The sequence below is a fragment of the Psychrobacter sp. AOP22-C1-C5 genome (genome assembly GCF_052378885.1).
Lineage (GTDB): Bacteria > Pseudomonadota > Gammaproteobacteria > Pseudomonadales > Moraxellaceae > Psychrobacter.
This window is the reverse complement of record NZ_JBQSYC010000002.1, coordinates 1-19,110: the sequence shown is the minus strand read 5'-3', so window position 1 is coordinate 19,110 and position 19,110 is coordinate 1. Positions and strand designations below refer to the sequence as shown.

Genomic DNA, 19,110 nt, shown 5'->3' with positions numbered 1-19,110 from the left:
TAAAATCAGGCGATTTATTTTATAGTCATTGTTTTTATTTTATAGAAACAGTTATAGGCAGGACGCGTTCTTTTAAGCGTTCTAATTTGCTAAGAGCTGTTCATTAGCAACAACAATTTATTAGCAACGACAATCAACTTGTCAGAGGCAAGATAAGTCATGGATGCAAATTCATTGTGGCAGACGATAGCTGAGCACCCAGAGTTTTTTGCCATGCTAACCATTCCACCAGTGACGGCATTTGTCACTTGGATACACGTGTGGATGGCTCTTAAAATGCTGTTTTATCCGATTAAGTTTTGGGGTATTCGTATTCCAAACTTCCCATTTTTTGGGTTACCGGGTATTGGCTGGCAAGGCATTGTCCCACGTAAGGCAGGTAAAATATCAGGCGTTATCGTTGATCAGACGCTATCAAAACTTGGGTCGCTTGATGAGTTCTTTCAGGCCATGGAACCTGAGCAGATGGCGATATTTATCACCGATACGGTCGACAAAAATCTTGAGCCATTGATTGATGAGATCATGCTCGATCACTCGCCTGCGCTGTGGGGTAATCTGCCTTACGCGTTAAAACGCCGTGTCTATGCCCAAGCGCACCAAGAGTTGCCCAATATTATGCAATCTTTGGTGACTGATCTTACTTATCACGTCGAAGACTTGGTTGATATGCGTAAGATGATTGTTAACACGATGGAAAGTGATCGTCGTTTGATGGTCAATATGTTTTTAAAAGTGGGTCAAAAAGAGATTAATTTTATTTGGCACATCAGTGCTTTGATTGGTTTGATTTTTGGTATTATCCAAATGTTTATCTTCTTGGTGGTACCGCAGCATTGGACGGTGCCGTTTTTTGCCGCAATTTGGGGTTTTCTCACCAATTGGATCGCGATTTGGATGGTATTTAACCCAGTAGAACCGCACTTTATACCGTATTTAAAGTTTTTTACCGCTCAAAGCCGCTTCCCATTTATCAAACCGCAGATGCCGCATATCGCACAGTATCGTCTGCAAGGTGGCTTTATGAAGCGCCAAGAGGAAGTGTCTGAAGTATTCGCTGAAATTGTCGTAAAGGATTTGGTCACGCTTGAGAACATCATGAATGAGATGATGTATGGTGACCGTGCAGCGCAAACACGTGAGTTGATGAAATCGCATTTATATAAAGTGCTAGAGTCACCTGTCATTAGCACCACATTGCGCGTCGGTTTGGGTCGTCGCGAGTATGGTCAGCTAAAAAATACCATTATTGATAAATCTATCATTGCCACGATGGTACCACTGCGTGATCCTGAACTGAACGAAAGCCGTGCCAGTAAAATATTTGGCTTATTTCGTGATCGAATTCGTGCGTTGACCCCGCGTGAATTTCAAAACTTGCTGCGTCCAGCCTTTCGTGAAGATGAGATGACTTTGATTATTCTTGGCGGTTTGACGGGTTTTTTGGCAGGCTGGTTACATCTAGTCTTGGTATTTTTCCCATCAATTCAATAACCAATAAGCTTTTGGTTTTTTATACACATCGCATACAGAGTGGATACAAAAACGTGACAAGTTAACGCTAATGTACTTCGCTGTAAGTCTCCTCTGCTGATACAGCTGTTGGCGATCACGGTGGCAGTAGCAATAACACTTACTGGATGGTTCTGACTGTCCTAAACTCCTAATCCCTAAATAAACAATGACCGTATTAAGGTAAACAAGGTTAGACCGTATGTTAATCACAGAATTGGGTTATTTTGCCTTGCTAGCCGCCTTTATATTGGCGATTTTGCAGGTGGTATTACCGACCATTGGGGTCATGCGCGATCACGTTGCTTGGCAACGTTTGGCGCCAAGTCTGGCGTGGGCACAGTTCGCTGCCATGATTGTCTCATTTGCAGCGTTGATGGCAGGCTTTTATTACAATGATTTTAGCCTAGTCTATGTCACTCAGCACTCCAATACTTTGTTGCCTTGGTACTATAAATTGTCGGCGACTTGGGGCGGTCATGAAGGCTCGTTGCTGCTTTGGATGACCATTATGGCCACTTGGTGTGCGCTGGTTTCCTATTTTAGCCGTGGTCTACCATTGTCTATGCGTGCGCGAGTACTGGTGGTCTTAGCTGGCGTACAGATGATGATGTTGGCGATGCTGATATTTACGTCCTCACCATTTGATCGCACATTGCCCAATTTACCTGTGGATGGCGCAGATTTAAACCCTGTGCTGCAAGATTTTGGTTTGATTATCCATCCGCCTATGCTTTATATGGGATATGTGGGTTTGGTCGTGCCATTTGCTTTTTGTATGGCGGCATTGTGGGAAGGTCGATTAGATGCAGTATGGACTCGCTGGTCGCGTCCATGGGCATTGGCTGCTTGGGGATTTTTGACCGTTGGTATCGCACTTGGCTCATGGTGGGCTTACTATGAGCTTGGCTGGGGTGGTTGGTGGTTTTGGGATCCAGTAGAAAACGCGTCATTGATGCCATGGTTAGCGGGTACGGCATTGCTTCATTCGCTTGCAGTTACCGAAAAGCGCGGTGTTTTTAAAGCTTGGACGATCATGCTAGCGATTTTTGCTTTTGCACTCAGTCTACTGGGTACGTTCCTTGTGCGTTCAGGCGTGATTACCTCGGTGCATTCGTTTGCCGCTGACCCGACACGTGGCCTTGTGATACTAGTAATTCTTGGTGTGATTATTGGCGGTGGTTTGCTCATGTTTGCTGTACGCGGCTGGCGTTTGACCGTCGAAAGTCAATATCAGCTGATTTCACGTGAGTCATTTTTAGTTATTAACAACGTCATTCTTTTGATTTCGACCTTAGTCGTCTTACTTGGTACGCTGTATCCTATCATTGCTGACTCCTTTAACTTAGGTCAGGTATCGGTCGGTCCTCCGTATTTTAATGCGTTGTTTGTCCCGTTGACATGGCTGTTATTGATAGCGATGGGCATGGGCTCAAATATTCGCTGGAAGAAAGACAGTCGACCGCTTTTAGGTGCAGGCATGGTTATTGCGGTAAGCAGTCTAGTGTTGGCTGCGATTATCGCGTATTTTACCAGCCCGTCTGCGATGCTCAATATTGGCGTGACTTTGGCTATTAGTTTTTGGGTACTGCTGTGGATGGTTGTTGATTTTAGAGACAAGACCAAAAACGCGCCCGGCCGTCTTAAAGGCTTACGTCAGTTACGGTTAAGCTATTGGGGTCAACAGACAGCGCATATTGGTGTCATTATTGCGGTCATCGGTGTCGCCTTTACCACTACTTTGAGTATCGAGCGTGATGTCGCTCTAGGACCGAATGACAGTGTCCATGTCCAAGGTTATGATTTTGTCGTTAAAGGTTTCCGTGAGTTTAAAGGTAGTAATTTTGATGCCACCCAAGCAGAAGTTGCTATCAGCAAAGATGGGCGCGCTGTGACCACTTTATACCCTGAAAAACGCAACTTTATTATCAGTATGATGCCCATGACAGAAGCTGCTATTGATGCCAGTCTAATGCGTGATGTATATGTGGCACTTGGCGAACCTATCGCCGAAGACAGCAATGAGTGGGCCTTCCGTATTTATGTCAAACCGCTTATCCGCTGGATATGGCTTGGTGCGCTTATTATGGCGTTAGGGGCATCATTGAGTATATTTGACAGCCGCTATCGTATTAAAAAAATCAAAACGCTGACGCCAATTGAGCCTAAGCAATCAGGTTTTACTACTGATTTGGATGCGCCAACCATGAAGATAGGGGACAAGTGAGATGAGCACGTCAAACAATTCCTCTGATCAAAAAGCTAGGCAAGATAAGGTAGGTGCCACTAAAACCATGAATAAAAAGCAGCTTAAATTGTGGTTTTTGATTCCACTTATCGTATTTATTGGTTTGATTGCTATGCTATACATGCGTTTGGGTAAGCCGACGGATATCGTGACCAATACAGCACTTGAGCGTCCAGTGCCTGCTTTCGAGCTGCCTTTATTGTCTGATACCAGTCGTACCATAACCAATGAAAACTTGCCTGATAAGCCGTTTTTGATGAATATTTGGGGTTCTTGGTGTCCAACTTGCATCATTGAGCATCCTTTTTTAATGAAGTTAGAAGAGCGCGGTGTCAATTTGGTGGGTGTCAATTATAAAGATGAGATTGGCGATGCCTTGGGATATTTAAACCGAGGCGGTGATCCATTCTCGATGTCCATTCAGGATTTGTCTGGTCAGTTTGCTTTAGATTTGGGTTTGACAGGTGCACCTGAAACCTTCGTTGTCGATGGTGAAGGCATTATTCGTCAGCATATTATCGGTGAGATCAACGAAAGCAACTGGCAAAGTCGTATTGCTCCTTGTTTGATGGTACTTAACGATGCCAATAGTAACAACGTGAGTCTAGATATGAGGCAGGTTGAGGAGGTGTGTCAATGATAGCCAATCCGTTGAAGGCCTTTACTATACAGCTGGCAAGCTTAATCATAGCTTGTCTGCTGAGTGTGACAAGCTATGCTGCAATTGAAGTGTATGATTTTGACTCTATGCAGCAAGAAGCGCAGTATCGTGGTCTGATTGAGGAGCTACGTTGCCCAAAATGCCAAAACCAGAATTTGGCAGGATCTGATGCACCAATCGCACAAGACTTAAAACAAAAAACCTACGACATGGTAAAAGATGGTCGTAGTGATGGTGAGATTCGCGCTTATATGCAAGAGCGTTATGGCGATTTTATCAGTTATAAACCGCCTGTGCGTCCATCAACGTGGATCTTGTGGTTTTTTCCGCCGTTACTGCTCATCACCCTACTGATAGGATGGTTTTGGCAGAGCAAAAGACGTCAGCTTGTTGCTAGTGGAGAGAGTGGCATAAAGGTAGACAGTACTGCTACAGCTTTATCTGCTGCTGAAAGAGCCGAACTTGATCGCCTCTTATCACGTACTGATAATGATGAAAAAAACGATCATGACATCACAAGCCTTGAGGACAAAAAATGACCCTATTCTCTACTGTTGGCTTATTTATTGCTTTAAGCTTACTTATTGCTCTAGTACTTGCTGTAATTGCTATCTTGCCGTGGCTAAGAGCTTCACGCACATCAAATAAACCTGTGGACAATCAGCTATTAGATATCAATATTGCTGTGTTTCGCGAGCGTCTGGCAGAGCTAAAAACCGACAAAGACAGCGGCATTATTGATGATGTCCATTATCAAAATCAAAAGCTTGAGCTTGAACGTCAGCTCTTGGATGCACAGCGTGAAGTCATGCCAATGGTTGCGCCTGGCATCAAGAGCCGATTGATCATCATGGTTTGGGTGCCTGTGCTGACCGCTATGGCTTATTTGATGGTCGGTGATCGCACGCCTGTGTTTGATCTTTGGGCAAGCGAGGACAAAGTAGGTCAAGTCGCCGATGACTTATTAACAGGTAAGATTGATCAGCCGCCAGCGTGGGCAATCGAAAATGGTACGCAACTGATTAGTGCCATGCAGACCAATGTTTATCGCCATGCTGACGACCCCAATCGTTGGATGCGTCTGTCTGAGCTGTTTTTATCATTAGAAGCGACTGATTCTGCGATAGAGGCATTGTCCCGCGCATATCGTTTGTCGCCAGATAATGAAGAGATTGCAATTACTTACGCACAAATTAGCTTTTTTGCTAGTAAAGGCCAGCTGGATGCCAATAGTCGCCGAGTACTACAAGACGTACTGGCCAAAAATCCAGAGCATGAGGGCGCACAAATGCTAATGGCGATGGGTGAGGCACGCAGTAGTAACTTTGAGCAAGCACAAGGCTGGATTAAGCGTTTGCGTGAGAGCATCGCTGCCAAGCCCGGCGATCATTCTCAAGCGCTGGCAAGTTTAGATGAATTAAGTGCCAATGTGACCGCTCAGCAGCAGCAAGCATCCGAAGGTGTTGAGGTGACAGTAAGAATCAATGCTAACTTGTTGCCACTGGTGAAGGGTGACGATGTGTTATTTGTTGCGATACGTGATGTAAAAGGTGGGCCACCATTTGCCGCTAAGCGCTTGCCAATTAGCGTTATCAAACAAGGCGAGGCGGTAATTAGCCTAAGTGATCTTGATGCAATGATGCCTGAGCGTACGCTACAGTCCGCCCGATCTGAAAAAGTGCAGCTGGCAGTCATTGCTCGTATTAGCCATAGTGGTACAGCAAACGCAGAGTCAGGAGATCTATCAGGCAATCCAGTGGTGATTCGCGCTGATCAAGATCAGGCCACCGTAGAAATTAACCAACAGATACCATAAGAGGTTTTTTGTGTCTGTCAGCATTGACGATCTAAGCGTTGTTGCGCGACTGCTGTTCGATATGGCAGCGTGCAACAGGGTTATATGAACAGATAAGTCATAGCAACTTGCTGCCGCAATAATGAAAATACTTGAGGTTTGTAGAGCCACAAGGTAAGGTAGCTCTGAAACCAACCAATCCCTAAGTTTTATTAGTCCCAAAATCCTATTTATTAAGGAGAGTAGTATAATGATGCGTATTATTTTGCTAGGTCCACCAGGCGCCGGTAAAGGTACCCAAGCCCAGTTCATTTCTAAAGAATATGGTATCCCTCAGATTTCAACTGGTGATATGCTGCGTGCGGCAATCAAAGAAGGTAGCGAGCTTGGCAAACAAGCCAAAGACATCATGAATGCTGGTGGTTTGGTGTCTGACGACCTCATTATTAACCTAGTGAAAGAACGTATCGCTAAGCCTGATTGTGTCAATGGTTGTATTTTGGACGGTTTTCCGCGTACTATTCCACAGGCGCAAGCACTTGCTGATGCCGACGTTGCTATTGACCATGTGATTGAAATCAGTGTGCCTGATGATGAGATTGTTAAGCGTTTATCTGGTCGTCGTCAGCATCCAGGATCAGGTCGTGTTTATCATGTCGATCACAATCCACCTAAACAAGAAGGGCTCGACGATGTGACTGGCGAAGCGCTTATCCAGCGTGAAGACGATCAAGAGTCTACCATTCGTGATCGCTTAGCCACTTATCATGAGCAAACATCAACGCTCGTTGGTTTTTATCAAGACAAAGCCAAAGAAGATGATAATGCACCAAGCTACAATAAGTTTGATGGTACACAAGGTATCGATGACGTTAAGCAGCAAATCTTATCTGTGCTAAAAAGCTAATCATCAATTTTAGATAATCGGTGCAATCATTGAAGACCCTGCTAATAGGCAGGGTTTTTTTATATTAAAACTGCGCGTTTGGCATATAACTGTGTCGTTTAAGGTTCGCGATTTAGAATAAAACAGTAAACTTAATATTAGTAATATTTAAGGATGAAGCATCAAACCAGCTGACAAGACATCATATTCCATTGACTGTCCATATTCGCTTGTACTAGAGCATCATGCATCGCATCGGACACAAATACATGACCCATTAGTAAGGGGTCGTGCCATAGGTCTAGCTCGCAGTTCTGTACGGACTGATCTACTAGTAACTGTCCACTTTTGATGTCACCACGAACGCTATACTGAAGAGCCTTTTCATCGGTCATAAAAGACACCAACATGTCATCTTTCTCTAAGTCTCGAAGGTACTCTCGTCGCTCGCACAAATTAAGAAAATAAAAAGTCTCCTCACTATACAGTTGCTGGGTCTCAAGGTCATAGATTTGTACTGGCGTAAGCGTACTTTCCCCTAAGCGAAACTGCTGTAGCAGCTGGGCACAGGCTTGGGTAAACATAACACCACCACTTCTTACCTTGAAAATATATTCAGATGATGGCGGTAGCTTGGTGTTACTACTCTCTACCCACAAGCTGTCTGGTAAGTGCTCGGTCTTAAAAAAATAACGACCTGCACCTGATAGCTCCAACATTTCTTCTTTAAACATTTTTTTTATTTCTAATAACTTAGGGTCAGCTGTTTTTTCTATACGCTGAAGTACTTTCCAATGCTTAGGAAAGTCATATTTTTTACTATTGGCGGGATAGATATCGTAAAAATTGACAGACGTTAGCTTAAAGCCTGACAGCCAGACGTTGTTTATATTGCTCATTTATTTTTCCTTAGTCAGTAACACTAAACACAAAAAAGCCGCTTACTCATAAGAAGTAAACGGCTTTCAAACACAGCTATATCAATGCGCTATCACATCAAAACTTATGCGTTACCTTGAGCATCAACTTGCGTTTGCTGTTGGCTTTGCGCGTATGCTTGATCAAAGTTCACTGGAGCAAGCAACAATTGCGGGAAGCTACCACGTGTCACGATATCACTGATGACTTCACGAGCATAAGGGAACAACACGTTAGGGCAGTATGCACCTAAGATTTGACCGATTTGATCTTCAGGTATGTCTTTTAGTAAGAAAATACCTGCTTGATGAACTTCTGCGATAAAGGCAGCTTCATCAGCATTTTTGGCCGTTACGCTCACGGTCAAGATGATTTGATAATGATCATCATCAAGCTTTTCAGCATTGCTAGATAGATTGATATCAAGCTCTGGGTTCCACTCTTTGGTGAATACTTCAGCGCCTGGGACTTCAAGTGACATATCTTTTACGTAGATGCGTTCTAATGCCAATTGTGGTTGTGCGTCAGCCATGGTAATTCCTCTAAAATTGAATCAGATAATGGGGCAAACTGTCATGATATAAAACAGCATTGTAATATAAATCGAGATCATATCTCGATATTTTTTTATTACTAACTTCTACCTCGATGTCTGTTTTTTCTTAGTTAGATAAACAGACAATCAAGAATACTTATAAATTAACCCGCTAATAGCTCATCAAGTTTGCCTTGCTGGTTCATTTGATTGAGCTCATCAAAACCACCAACAAAGGTTTCACCAACGAAAATTTGCGGCACAGTGCGATAGTTATTGGTTTTTTTCATAAGCGCTTGACGCTCTTCGCTACTCATGTCATGCATACCAATCTCTTCATAATTTACGCCTTTAGATTGCAGTAATTGCTTAGCGTTTGAGCAGTATGGGCAGATAGGAGTCGTGTAAACTTTAACAGATACAGTCATGATAAATCCTTATTTATAAGTTTAAGAGGTAACTGTGTTGTTATAAAAAATCATTTGATAAAAATTATTATAATCCGTTACCAACAAGGGAGTTGAAAATATATTTGATGATGTTCACTATTAAAGTGGGGATAAGTATCACAAATTCAAGTTGAGAGTGCGTAAAAGGTTGGGCAGTAGCATAAAAGCCACATAAAAAAAGACACCTTATTCTGAGGTGTCTTTTTATTCGCTCGTATCAACTAGATGCTAACGAATATAAGTAGGACATTTCCTTTACTTATGCAAACTTGGCTTGGCCTTACCTTTGTTCTTAGGCATAGTATCTTTTAGTCCAACCAAAGGCATGCCAGCGCCTTGCCAGCCACCGATACCGCCATCTAGACGATAGACACTGTCTTTACCAATCATTTGAATAGCAGCGCCTGCTTGTACGCCCATATCACAGATGATAATAACTGGATGCTCAATCGCACGAATTTCTTCTATACGGTCTTTGAGCTCAGAAAAAGGTATGTTGCGGCTGCCTTGAATATATCCTGTGGCAAACTTCTTTTTATCGCGAATATCAATAAGCTGCGCGTTTTGAGAGTTAACCATCATACCAAGGGTGTTGGGCGATATTTTTCTGCCGCTACGTTTGTTTTCAATAGTAAAAAATAGCACGGCAAGTACGGCTAATATACCAAATAAAAACGGGTGGTTGCCCACAAATTCCAGCGCACGATCCAAACCATACCTCCAAAAAAATAAGTGTTCTATTAGGCTGAGAAGACAGCCTAACGATATTGAACAAGGCGCTATTATACCGATAAGGTCATCTATAGTAAACGGTCGATAGTTTAGACGCTATTTTAGCTTTTGCTACTGAGAAAATGCCTGCTAATAAGGCTTGGTGTCTGCCTCTTCTCTGAGCGTGACAAGGTTTTCAACACGGCGCTGCAATACTTCACCGTCAGCGACAGCTTGCCACAAGGCACAGCCTTTACTGTTATGGGTGTGACGGCAATCACGGAACTGGCAGTTACCAGCCAGCGGTGCAAGTTCAACAAAGCCTGAGATGATGTCATTAGGGGTCAAATGCCAAATACCATACTCACGGATGCCAGGTGTATCGACGATACCACCTTGGGTCAAATCATCTGGATTGAATGGTAGTAAGCGGCTGGTCGTCGTCGTGTGCTGACCAAGCTGCGAGTTTTCAGAGATAATGTTTACACTTTGACCAGACTCTGGCAATAGCGCGTTAATCAAACTGCTTTTACCGACGCCAGATTGTCCAGCAAAAATCACCAACTGCTTGTCTATATAGCGTTTTAGCTCATCAAGTCCTTTTTGCTCATCGCTATCCGCGACATTTTCAGGACAATCTACTGAAGTTAGCACGCTTTCATAACCAAGAGCGGCATATTGTGCCAATAATTCGTTGGTATCAACGCCGTTTTCTTGTGCCAATAGATCGGCCTTATTGAGCACTAATAATGGCTTAACACCAGCATGATGGCAGACAACCAAATAGCGATCTATAAGTGTAGGTGCAGCTGCAGGCAACGGCGCAAAGACTATCGCTAAGATATCGACATTGGCGGCGACGGGCTTTAACTTATGATAACGATCAGGACGAGAGATAAGAGAGGTGCGCGGTTTGACCGATTCAATGCGTCCAAAACCGGTATTGGAGTCGGCGCTCCAGCGTACTTGATCGCCCGCTGCAAGCATTGGTAGGTTGGTACGCACATGACAGCGCCAAATGTCGCCCAAGGCTAACGTTTGCCAAAATGGCTCAGGATCATCAGGTGCAACTTCTGGCTGCATGGGTATTACGGCTGGCAAGCTGGTGACTTGTACTTCTAATTGCTTGCCATAATGCGCCATGACCACGCCATCCATCAAACTGTCATCGATGCTGTCTTGACTGATCAGCTGTTGTTTGTCGATGCGACGAATCTGCTGCTTAGTCAGTTTGCGTTGCCGAATTAATGCCATGGGTTTTACCTATTAAAAAAATATTGCTAAGTGTAGCGTGAAAATTTGCTAACATACAGCCTAAAGCACGTACGGCAGATAGGGGTTTTGTAATATTTTAACGATTATGAACTCGAAGACGCTCAGTAGTTTTGTCTGAGTGTTTGCCTTTGACTTATTTAAAGCTGCTTTAACTATTTAAAATTGCTTTAACCGTGTTTCAAACTTTATTGACCATAGGATATTTTATGACCACAGGCGACCATCCCAATAAGATTAAAATCAGAAATCAAGGCAAAAAAGGGCTGGTATGGATTGACCTAGAGATGACCGGACTTGATACTTTAAATGATGAGATTATCGAGATTGCCACAGTGGTCACTGATGAGGATTTAAACGTCCTTGCAGAAGGGCCTGTATTTGCCATTAAAGTTTCTGATCGCGTGTTAAACGGTATGGATGACTGGAATACCAAGCAGCATGGGCAGTCAGGACTGGTAGATCGTGTGCGCCGTAGTACGGTGACACTAGCAGAGGCGGAAGCTGAGACGATTAAGTTTTTGAATAAATGGGTTGATAGTGGCAAGTCGCCCATGTGTGGCAACTCCATCTGCCAAGACCGCCGTTTTATGGCGCGTCAAATGCCAGAGCTGGAGAGATTCTTTCATTATCGCAATCTTGATGTCTCGTCAGTCAAAGAGCTTTGTTTCCGCTGGCGTCCTGATATCTTGAGAAGCTTTGAAAAAGGTGGTAGCCATCTGGCATTGGATGACATTCGTGACTCTATTCGTGAGCTCAAGCACTACCGCCAGCATTTCTTTAAATTGATGCCTTAAATAATGAGACGATAGCCGTTTATAAAAGTAGCGAGGTGCAACTGGTACAATTTTTTGCTTGCTGTGCCCATGTCGCCAGAGGCTACAAAAAATTTATCCCAGTTGCGCTCTAAAATAAAAAGAAGTTGGACGATAAAAAAAGGATCTGTCGCACATGCAACAGACCCTTTTTTGTTTTAAATGAGGGGTGATTCATTAAATTGTAGTGTAGGTAAACTCAACCAATCCAAATTCAGCATCTTTTTTCGAGTTTTCTGGTGTGGTTACCACCCCAATCACCGCGCTTACTTTTGGCTGGCGAGCGTCTTTATCTAATAATCGCCAATCGCCAAGCACATAACGTTTTTTACCATCAATGGTTTGATGAACAGCAGGTCGGTGGGTATGTCCATGTAGTAGCGCATCACTGTCAGTTATGACAGCCGCGACTGCTTCATCGTTGACATCCATTATGTGTGCTGCTTTATTGGCATTATTCTGCTGACTTTTTCGGCGCATTTTATCAGCGATTGCCAAGCGTTTTTCTAATGGCTTATTTAGCAGATACCACTGTGTCATACGGTTACGCATGATTCGGCGAAACAACTGATACTTTTTATCATCGGTGCATAAAGCATCGCCGTGCTCTAACCGATAACTCTGCTGTCCGACAGCTAAGGTATAAGGCTCGTAAATCAGCTCGCCACCGAATAGATTACAAAACAGTTGACCCAGCAAAAAATCACGATTGCCATGCATGACCAAAATCTCGCAACCATCAATACGCAATTTTTTTAGTTTAACAATAAGCGGGGTCAGCCAATGCGTTTGACGTGCTTCTTCTGACCTTTTCTCTTTTAATAGGGACAAATATACGTCGTCACCAAGCCACACTTCGAACCAATCGCCTAAGATAAATAAGCGTTTGAGAGTGGGTAGTGCAAGACAGTCATCAAGCAATGCCAAAAAAGCCTGCACTAAGGCAGGCTCATCTAACGATAAATGCAAATCGCTAATCAATACTTGTCGCACCTCATGAGGGCGGGTCGTTATCAAATGGTTAAAATTTTGCATTTATCTTTATCCTTGTAACGCATCATACGCCATTCCTAATAAGCGCTTACTAAGTGATATTTAACAAATCACGCCTATTAAGAAATCGCTCTCAAATCACTATTATTATCTTAATAGTATTAAGTAACTATTACTGAGTGATGATGGTTGCTGAGTTGATCACTACTGGCTCTTTTGGTACATCAGCATGCATACCGAAACGACCTGTTGGTACGCCTCTCATTTTTTCGATCACATCCATACCGCTTGTGACTTTACCAAATACGGTATAACCCCAACCTTGCATGTTTTTGCCAGAATGGTTTAAAAAGTCATTGTCTTTTACATTAATAAAAAACTGACTAGTGGCTGAATGTGGATCTTGCGTACGTGCCATCGCAATGGTGCCAACGTCATTTTTTAGACCATTGTCTGCTTCGTTTTCGACAGGTGCGTTAGTGGATTTTTCATTCATCTCAGCGTCCATTCCGCCGCCTTGAATCATGAAACCATCAATGATGCGATGGAAAATAGTACCATCATAATGGCCGGATTTTACATAGTTCAAAAAGTTTTCAACGGTCTTTGGCGCTTTTTCTTCATTGAGTTCGATAACAATCGCACCCATACTGGTGTCAAGTTCTACTACTGGTGGCATGTCTACCATGGGATATTCCTTTTTTAATTGCAGTACCTTAAATGGCACTGTCGTGAGTGGTTGATAAAAGTCATGGGTAGTCTAACGGCTTTTTTATGCTGTGTCATGTATCAGGCTGTTAATGCGTTTGCAAAAGCTGATAGAATAACGCAACTTTATCTATTTTCAATAATGTAGCCTAAATGGAACAGTTTTTACAACTTGCTGTTTTTACGGCTTAAAATTTTATTATTTCTTATTCCAAAAGTTTGGTTCGAATTTTCCATGATGCGTGATGGCACGTATCATGAATTGACTATTTGCGTTAGGAGCAATGCCCGATGAGTGAGCACTCAAGCAACACTGAACAAAAAAACGACTTTATTCGTAATATCATTCGTGACGATGTCAATGCGCAAAAATACCAGCAAATCGTGACCCGCTTTCCGCCTGAGCCAAATGGCTATCTGCATCTTGGTCACGTAAAGTCTATCTGCCTGAACTTCGGCGTGGCAGAAGAGTTCGGCGGTGTGTGTAATCTGCGGTTTGATGACACCAATCCAACGGCAGAGAAGCAGGACTACATCGATAATATCGAAAGCGATGTTAGATGGTTGGGTTTTGAGTGGGTTGGGGAAGCGTATCATGCGTCAAGCTATTTTGATCAGCTCTATGCTTGGGCAGTGCAGCTGATTGAACAAGGCGATGCTTATGTGGATTTGCAATCTCCTGAGCAAATTAAAGAAAATCGCGGCTCGTTCAATGAAGCAGGAACGCCTTCACCACAACGTGATGCTAGTGTTGCAGACAATTTAGCACTATTCAACGATATGAGAGAAGGTAAATACGCGGAAGGTAAAGCAGTGCTGCGTGCCAAAATTGATATGGCAAGCCCAAACATGAACCTACGTGACCCTGTTATCTACCGCGTGATGCATCAAACGCATCATCAAACGGGTGATAAATGGTGTATCTACCCCATGTATGACTTTGCTCATCCGCTCTCTGATGCCATCGAAGGTATTACTCATTCATTGTGTACCTTAGAGTTTGAAGATCATCGCCCCTTTTATGATTGGGTGATTGAAAAGATCGGCTTTGAAGTGCCGCCGCATCAGTATGAGTTTAGCCGTCTAAACGTTGATCATACGATGACCAGTAAGCGTAAGCTTAAGCAGTTGGTCGATGAAGGCATCGTTAGCGGCTGGGATGATCCACGTATGCCAACCATCGCTGGCATGCGTCGCCGTGGTTATACCGCAGAAGGTCTGCGTGATTTTTGTGATCGAGTTGGTGTGACCAAGGCGGATAGTGTCGTTGATTTTCGCTTACTAGAATTTAGCGTGCGTCAGTCGCTAGAGACGACTACAGCGCGTGGTATGGCGGTATTGAAACCGTTAAAAGTCACAATCACTAACTTTGCTGATGCGGTCAGTGAGTGGGAGACGCAGAAAGCCGAAAGCGTCAATGCTCGCTTTGATGATGCGACGCAAACGCTATGGTTGACGCAGCCAAATCATCCCAATGTCGATATGGGTGAGCGTGAAATTCCGTTCACTGAAACCTTGTATATCGATCAAGGCGATTATGAAATTGAGCCGCCAGCAGGATATAAGCGTTTGTCACCTGAAAAACCAGAGATTCGTTTGCGTAATACCTATGTATTAGCAGTGACTGAGCATGTTACCGATGAGAGTGACAACGTCATTGAATTAAAGGCAACGATTGATCCTACGACATTAGGTAACAATCCTGAAGGCCGCAAGGTTAAAGGCGTGATTCATTGGGTGTCAGCAAGTCAAGGTGTACCAGCAACCGTACGCATGTATGAGCAGTTGTTTAGCGCTGAAGACCCAAGCAGCGTGAGCGATTTGCATCAAGCGCTCAATCCAAACTCATTAACTGAGCTACAGGCAGTGGTTGAGCCGTCGTTGGCGAATGCCGATGCGGGCACGCGTTTTCAGTTTGAACGTGAAGGCTATTTTATCGCTAACAGTGATGATCATACCAGTGATAAGCCCGTATTTAACCAAATCGTAAGCTTACGTGACACGTATAAGCCTGCGTAATAGCCAATATTATAGTCGATACACTTTAAAAGCGTTGTAGCGCTACTAGGATGAATTTTGCGCAGCCTCTGTCTGCATAGGCACAGCACGCAAGTAAAATCTATTCCAATAGCGCGTTTAAATTTATATAACAATTTTATTTTCAACTGACTATAAAGCAGTCAAAGTCCATATTTAGGATAATACTGAACAATAGTGGTTTGCAATTTAGCCCGTTTCTAGTACGCTAGAGATGGGCTTTTTTGTGGCTGAGCACAAATTCTAATTATAAAGGGTGAGGGTAAAAGAATGGCGAAGTTTTTAAACAGTAGTGGCATGACTTATCATTTAGAGGAATTGATTAAAGATGCATCTGACAGATTGATTATTATCAGTCCCTATCTTAAGCTTAATGAGCGCATCAAAGAGCTGCTAGAAGATCGCAATCGTCTAAAAATCGACATTCGAATTGTCTATGGTAAGAATGATCTGCACCCTGAAGAAATTAACTGGCTTAAAAACTTGACCTTTATTCGTACCAGCTTTTGCAAAAATTTGCACGCTAAATGCTACCTCAACGAAAACGAGTGCATCATCACCAGTCTGAATCTTTATGAATTTAGTCAGGTCAATAATAATGAGATGGGCGTACTGATTTATCGTAACGAAGATGCCAAGCTTTATGCCGACACTTACGAGGAAGCCCAACGCATTATTCGTATCAGTGATGAAGTCAGAATGTCGCTTGAAAAAGTAAATGAGCCTGATAATACGACAGAGAGCAAAGCCAATCCTGTCCCTGCTATGGCTAATAACAGAGTAAATACGACTGTAGCATCTCCTCCCACTTCAGGAGTTACAGCGTCTAACTACTCAAAGCTGACCACCGCCAAGCTGGCCAAAGAGCTAGGATTTAAAACGCAAGAGTTGAATGATAAATTACTGGCAGCTGGTTATTTAGAAGCGCAAGACGGGGAGTTGGTATTGACAGATGCAGGACGAGCAGCTGGTGGTACTAGTAAAAAAGGCAAATTTGGAGAGTTTTGTCTGTGGGATTCAGGAATGGTGGTTTAAAGATTGCTAAGTCGCTATTCAGCTTTTATTTAGTTATAAATGGAATAACCGCATTACAATCCATCACAAGACATTCATAATCAGTTTGTTACTATAAAATGACGTTTTTTTGATATGCTTTGGTTGTTTAAGTAAGCATGTCGATGATAATAATAGAGCGCGAAGATATTTTTGAGTATCAGTGCTCATCACTAACATAGCTAAGGAATTAAGCATGGCACATTTACGTTTAGGTGATACTGCTCCAGACTTCAACGCGACAACCACCAATGGTGATATTAGTTTTCACGAATGGGCAGGTGACAGTTGGGTCGTTTTCTTCTCCCATCCAGCCGACTTTACCCCAGTATGTACGACTGAGCTTGGGCGCGCCGCTGCTCTCAATGGCGAGTTCCAAAAGCGCAATGTTAAGCCAATTTGTATCTCAGTTGATGGTATAGACGATCACCACGCTTGGGCAAAAGACATCGGTGAGACGCAAGGCACTGAGATGAACTTTCCAATCATTGCTGATCCTAATAAAGAAGTCGCCGAGCTATATGACATGATGCATCCAAATGCAGACAGCACGCATACAGTACGAAGTGTCTTTATTATTGATCCAAGCAAAAAGATTCGTCTAACGCTCACATATCCTGCCAGCTGTGGTCGTAATTTTGATGAAATTATCCGTGTTATAGATGCCCTGCAACTGTCTGATGAGTATAATATTGCTACGCCTGTGGACTGGAAAGACGGCGACGACGTTATCATTCCACCGAGTGTAAAGAACGAAGACATCGCTGCCAGATACCCTAAAGGCCATACAGAAGTTAAGCCTTATCTCCGCACAACGCCTGCGCCTAATAAGTAAAATGTGTGTAACGATGAACTAAAAATAAAAAGCCCTATAACTTAATGTTATGGGGCTTTTTACTATTCATATAACAAGCAGTGGTAAGGTTTTGCTATGATGAATAAGAACAGCGTTATCTAGGTAGCAAAGTCTGTCCGCTATCATGGATTCATTTTAAAGTTCATACTGCGGCTTTGTGGTAAAGGCGACTGGAATGAATTTTTCGTAGCCTCTGTAACAGCAGCAAGCAAGGAAAATTTATACCAGTCGCATACATTAATGTTAATTAAAAATATTGATTCTCTTTTACAACTATAAAATTTCAACAGCGCTGAGTCGCTTTTTAATCCATCTTACAAGGAGTTTGTCATGAAAAAATTATACGTAACCCGTACTGCACCCAATCCACGTAAAGCCCTTATTTTATTAGCATCAAAAGGAATTGACGTCGATGACATGGATGATATCGATGTAGTAGACATTGATTTTGCTGCGAATGAGCAAATGTCAGACGAGTTCACCAAAATAAATCCCATGCAGACTGTGCCAGTATTGAAGTTAGACGATGGCACCATTCTCAATGATTCGCAGGCAGTGTGCGAATATCTTGACCGTGTGTATGGTGAGCGCTCAGTGATGGGCAACGATGTGATACAGCGTGCGCAAGTATGTTCAATGCGCCGTATTGCAGAGTTTGAAGTGTTATATAATTTTATGCTGGCATTTCAGCACAGCCATCCGTCTAAAGCCCAGCGTGTTGAGCAAGTACCAGAGTTTGTTGCACCATCTATCGCGCGTACTGGTAAAGCACTGGCTTATTTTGAAACCGTCTTGGAAGGTCATGAATATTTGGTAGGAGATCAGCTGAGTTTTGCGGATATCGTATTATATTTAGGTTTAGACTTCGGCAAAGTACTAAAAGTAGATCCTAGTGAACAAGGTGAAAATCTTGCTCGCTTTTATCAAAAAATGAATGACCGTTTTAGTATTGCGAACATGGCCAAAGCAAAACCTGCTAGTGGAAATGAGTGAGTAAGCGGTTCAGTATTTTGAAATATTTGTAACCTATAGTCTTAGATAGTTAGTGTGTTTTTTGGCTGTCTAAGACTATCTGCATAAATAACATAATTTAGAAAAGTAAAGATGCTTGTTACTATCGACTTATAAAATAAAACACTTTGTTACAACAGTGAGGGATATGAGCGTTATAGTAGTCAAATTCTTCTGCTTGACGAAAGCAGGCACAATTGCTTCTTGAGTTGTGAAAAAAGATGTAACCACAAGGTGTGACTGTTATGACATTATCTTCCAAGTCTTTTAGATGGCGCATATTACCGAGTATATTGGTAGCAAGTTTGGCGCTAAGTGCTTGCCAAGACTCTATTTCATCTCAAGAAAAAAATCCAAAAGAAAGTGCCAAGACAATTAATAATAAGTCAGATGATAGCAGTACCACCTCTCATACTGATGTAGCCACTGACGACCCTACAGCGGATACAGTAAGTCCTGAACAAAAAATGATCGCCAATCTATCTAACTATCGTTGGACACTCACGTCCGCGGTGGACAGCAAGACGCGGCCATTAAGTACATTGATGTCAATTAAAGATCAGGTAAGATTGTCATTCAATCAATACCAAGGTCAAAATACCGTAAGCTATAGCGTTGGTTGTAATACCATAAGTGCCGTTTATGAACTG

The 19,110-nt window shown here is 42.9% G+C and carries 18 protein-coding genes and 1 pseudogene; 12 read left to right on the top strand and 7 right to left on the bottom strand.

The window, feature by feature from the left end:
* Positions 1-159 precede the first annotated feature (159 nt).
* From ACT3TH_RS02525 to adk, 6 genes are all read left to right on the top strand, one after another.
* The gene (locus tag ACT3TH_RS02525) at positions 160-1,494 is read left to right on the top strand and encodes a hypothetical protein (protein WP_444754287.1); all 1,335 of its coding nucleotides are present in this window, start codon (positions 160-162) and stop codon (positions 1,492-1,494) included.
* A gap of 220 nt (positions 1,495-1,714) precedes the next feature.
* Positions 1,715-3,739 (top strand): heme lyase CcmF/NrfE family subunit, encoded by a 2,025-nt coding sequence (locus tag ACT3TH_RS02520; protein ID WP_444754286.1) that lies wholly within the window; start codon positions 1,715-1,717, stop codon positions 3,737-3,739.
* 1 nt (position 3,740) lies between these two features.
* Positions 3,741-4,400 (top strand): DsbE family thiol:disulfide interchange protein, encoded by a 660-nt coding sequence (locus tag ACT3TH_RS02515; RefSeq protein WP_444754285.1) that lies wholly within the window; start codon positions 3,741-3,743, stop codon positions 4,398-4,400.
* Positions 4,397-4,960 carry a cytochrome c-type biogenesis protein gene (locus ACT3TH_RS02510; RefSeq protein WP_444754284.1) on the top strand — a complete coding sequence of 188 codons (564 nt, stop codon included), beginning with the start codon at positions 4,397-4,399 and terminating at the stop codon, positions 4,958-4,960. The genes ACT3TH_RS02515 and ACT3TH_RS02510 overlap by 4 nt, the downstream gene beginning before the upstream one ends.
* Complete coding sequence (gene ccmI, locus ACT3TH_RS02505; protein WP_444754283.1) at positions 4,957-6,237, top strand: c-type cytochrome biogenesis protein CcmI; 1,281 nt, start codon at positions 4,957-4,959, stop codon at positions 6,235-6,237. Before ACT3TH_RS02510 ends, ccmI begins: the two co-directional genes overlap by 4 nt.
* Before the next feature lie 232 nt (positions 6,238-6,469).
* A complete protein-coding gene (adk, locus tag ACT3TH_RS02500) occupies positions 6,470-7,123 on the top strand; it encodes an adenylate kinase (RefSeq protein ID WP_444754698.1) in 654 nt (217 codons plus the stop codon).
* Positions 7,124-7,284: 161 nt separating this feature from the next.
* Here adk and ACT3TH_RS02495 read toward each other — a convergent pair whose 3' ends face one another.
* The 5 genes from ACT3TH_RS02495 to rsgA form a co-directional block, all read right to left on the bottom strand.
* Complete coding sequence (locus tag ACT3TH_RS02495) at positions 7,285-8,001, bottom strand: hypothetical protein (protein ID WP_444754282.1); 717 nt, start codon at positions 7,999-8,001, stop codon at positions 7,285-7,287.
* 104 nt (positions 8,002-8,105) lie between these two features.
* Positions 8,106-8,552, bottom strand: coding sequence for a protein-export chaperone SecB (secB, locus tag ACT3TH_RS02490; protein ID WP_346716103.1), 447 nt, complete (start codon positions 8,550-8,552; stop codon positions 8,106-8,108).
* Between the two features lie 167 nt (positions 8,553-8,719).
* Positions 8,720-8,983 (bottom strand): glutaredoxin 3, encoded by a 264-nt coding sequence (grxC, locus tag ACT3TH_RS02485; protein WP_062845070.1) that lies wholly within the window; start codon positions 8,981-8,983, stop codon positions 8,720-8,722.
* Between the two features lie 276 nt (positions 8,984-9,259).
* Entirely contained in the window at positions 9,260-9,715 is a 456-nt protein-coding gene (locus tag ACT3TH_RS02480; RefSeq protein WP_444754281.1) for a rhodanese-like domain-containing protein, read from the bottom strand.
* 150 nt (positions 9,716-9,865) lie between these two features.
* Positions 9,866-10,969 (bottom strand): ribosome small subunit-dependent GTPase A, encoded by a 1,104-nt coding sequence (gene rsgA / locus ACT3TH_RS02475; protein WP_444754280.1) that lies wholly within the window; start codon positions 10,967-10,969, stop codon positions 9,866-9,868.
* A 227-nt stretch (positions 10,970-11,196) separates the two neighbouring features.
* Between rsgA and orn the strand changes: the two genes are divergently transcribed.
* Complete coding sequence (gene orn / locus ACT3TH_RS02470) at positions 11,197-11,784, top strand: oligoribonuclease (protein WP_444754279.1); 588 nt, start codon at positions 11,197-11,199, stop codon at positions 11,782-11,784.
* A gap of 195 nt (positions 11,785-11,979) precedes the next feature.
* Here orn and ACT3TH_RS02465 read toward each other — a convergent pair whose 3' ends face one another.
* Together ACT3TH_RS02465 and ACT3TH_RS02460 are read right to left on the bottom strand one after the other, a co-directional pair.
* On the bottom strand, positions 11,980-12,837 hold the full coding sequence (locus ACT3TH_RS02465; protein WP_444754278.1) for a UDP-2,3-diacylglucosamine diphosphatase: 858 nt from the start codon (positions 12,835-12,837) through the stop codon (positions 11,980-11,982).
* Positions 12,838-12,967: 130 nt separating this feature from the next.
* Positions 12,968-13,483: a peptidylprolyl isomerase gene (locus tag ACT3TH_RS02460; protein ID WP_444754277.1), complete on the bottom strand. Its 516-nt coding sequence runs from the start codon at positions 13,481-13,483 to the stop codon at positions 12,968-12,970.
* 311 nt (positions 13,484-13,794) lie between these two features.
* Here ACT3TH_RS02460 and ACT3TH_RS02455 point away from each other — a divergent pair, with 311 nt between their 5' ends.
* The 5 genes and pseudogenes from ACT3TH_RS02455 to ACT3TH_RS02435 form a co-directional block, all read left to right on the top strand.
* The gene (locus ACT3TH_RS02455) at positions 13,795-15,522 is read left to right on the top strand and encodes a glutamine--tRNA ligase/YqeY domain fusion protein (protein WP_444754276.1); all 1,728 of its coding nucleotides are present in this window, start codon (positions 13,795-13,797) and stop codon (positions 15,520-15,522) included.
* A 288-nt stretch (positions 15,523-15,810) separates the two neighbouring features.
* A complete protein-coding gene (locus tag ACT3TH_RS02450) occupies positions 15,811-16,575 on the top strand; it encodes a phospholipase D family protein (protein ID WP_444754275.1) in 765 nt (254 codons plus the stop codon).
* 214 nt (positions 16,576-16,789) lie between these two features.
* Positions 16,790-17,428: a peroxiredoxin gene (locus ACT3TH_RS02445; RefSeq protein ID WP_444754274.1), complete on the top strand. Its 639-nt coding sequence runs from the start codon at positions 16,790-16,792 to the stop codon at positions 17,426-17,428.
* 351 nt (positions 17,429-17,779) lie between these two features.
* Entirely contained in the window at positions 17,780-18,442 is a 663-nt protein-coding gene (locus ACT3TH_RS02440; RefSeq protein ID WP_444754273.1) for a glutathione S-transferase family protein, read from the top strand.
* A gap of 263 nt (positions 18,443-18,705) precedes the next feature.
* A pseudogene (locus ACT3TH_RS02435) lies at positions 18,706-19,110 on the top strand (META domain-containing protein); the annotation flags it as partial.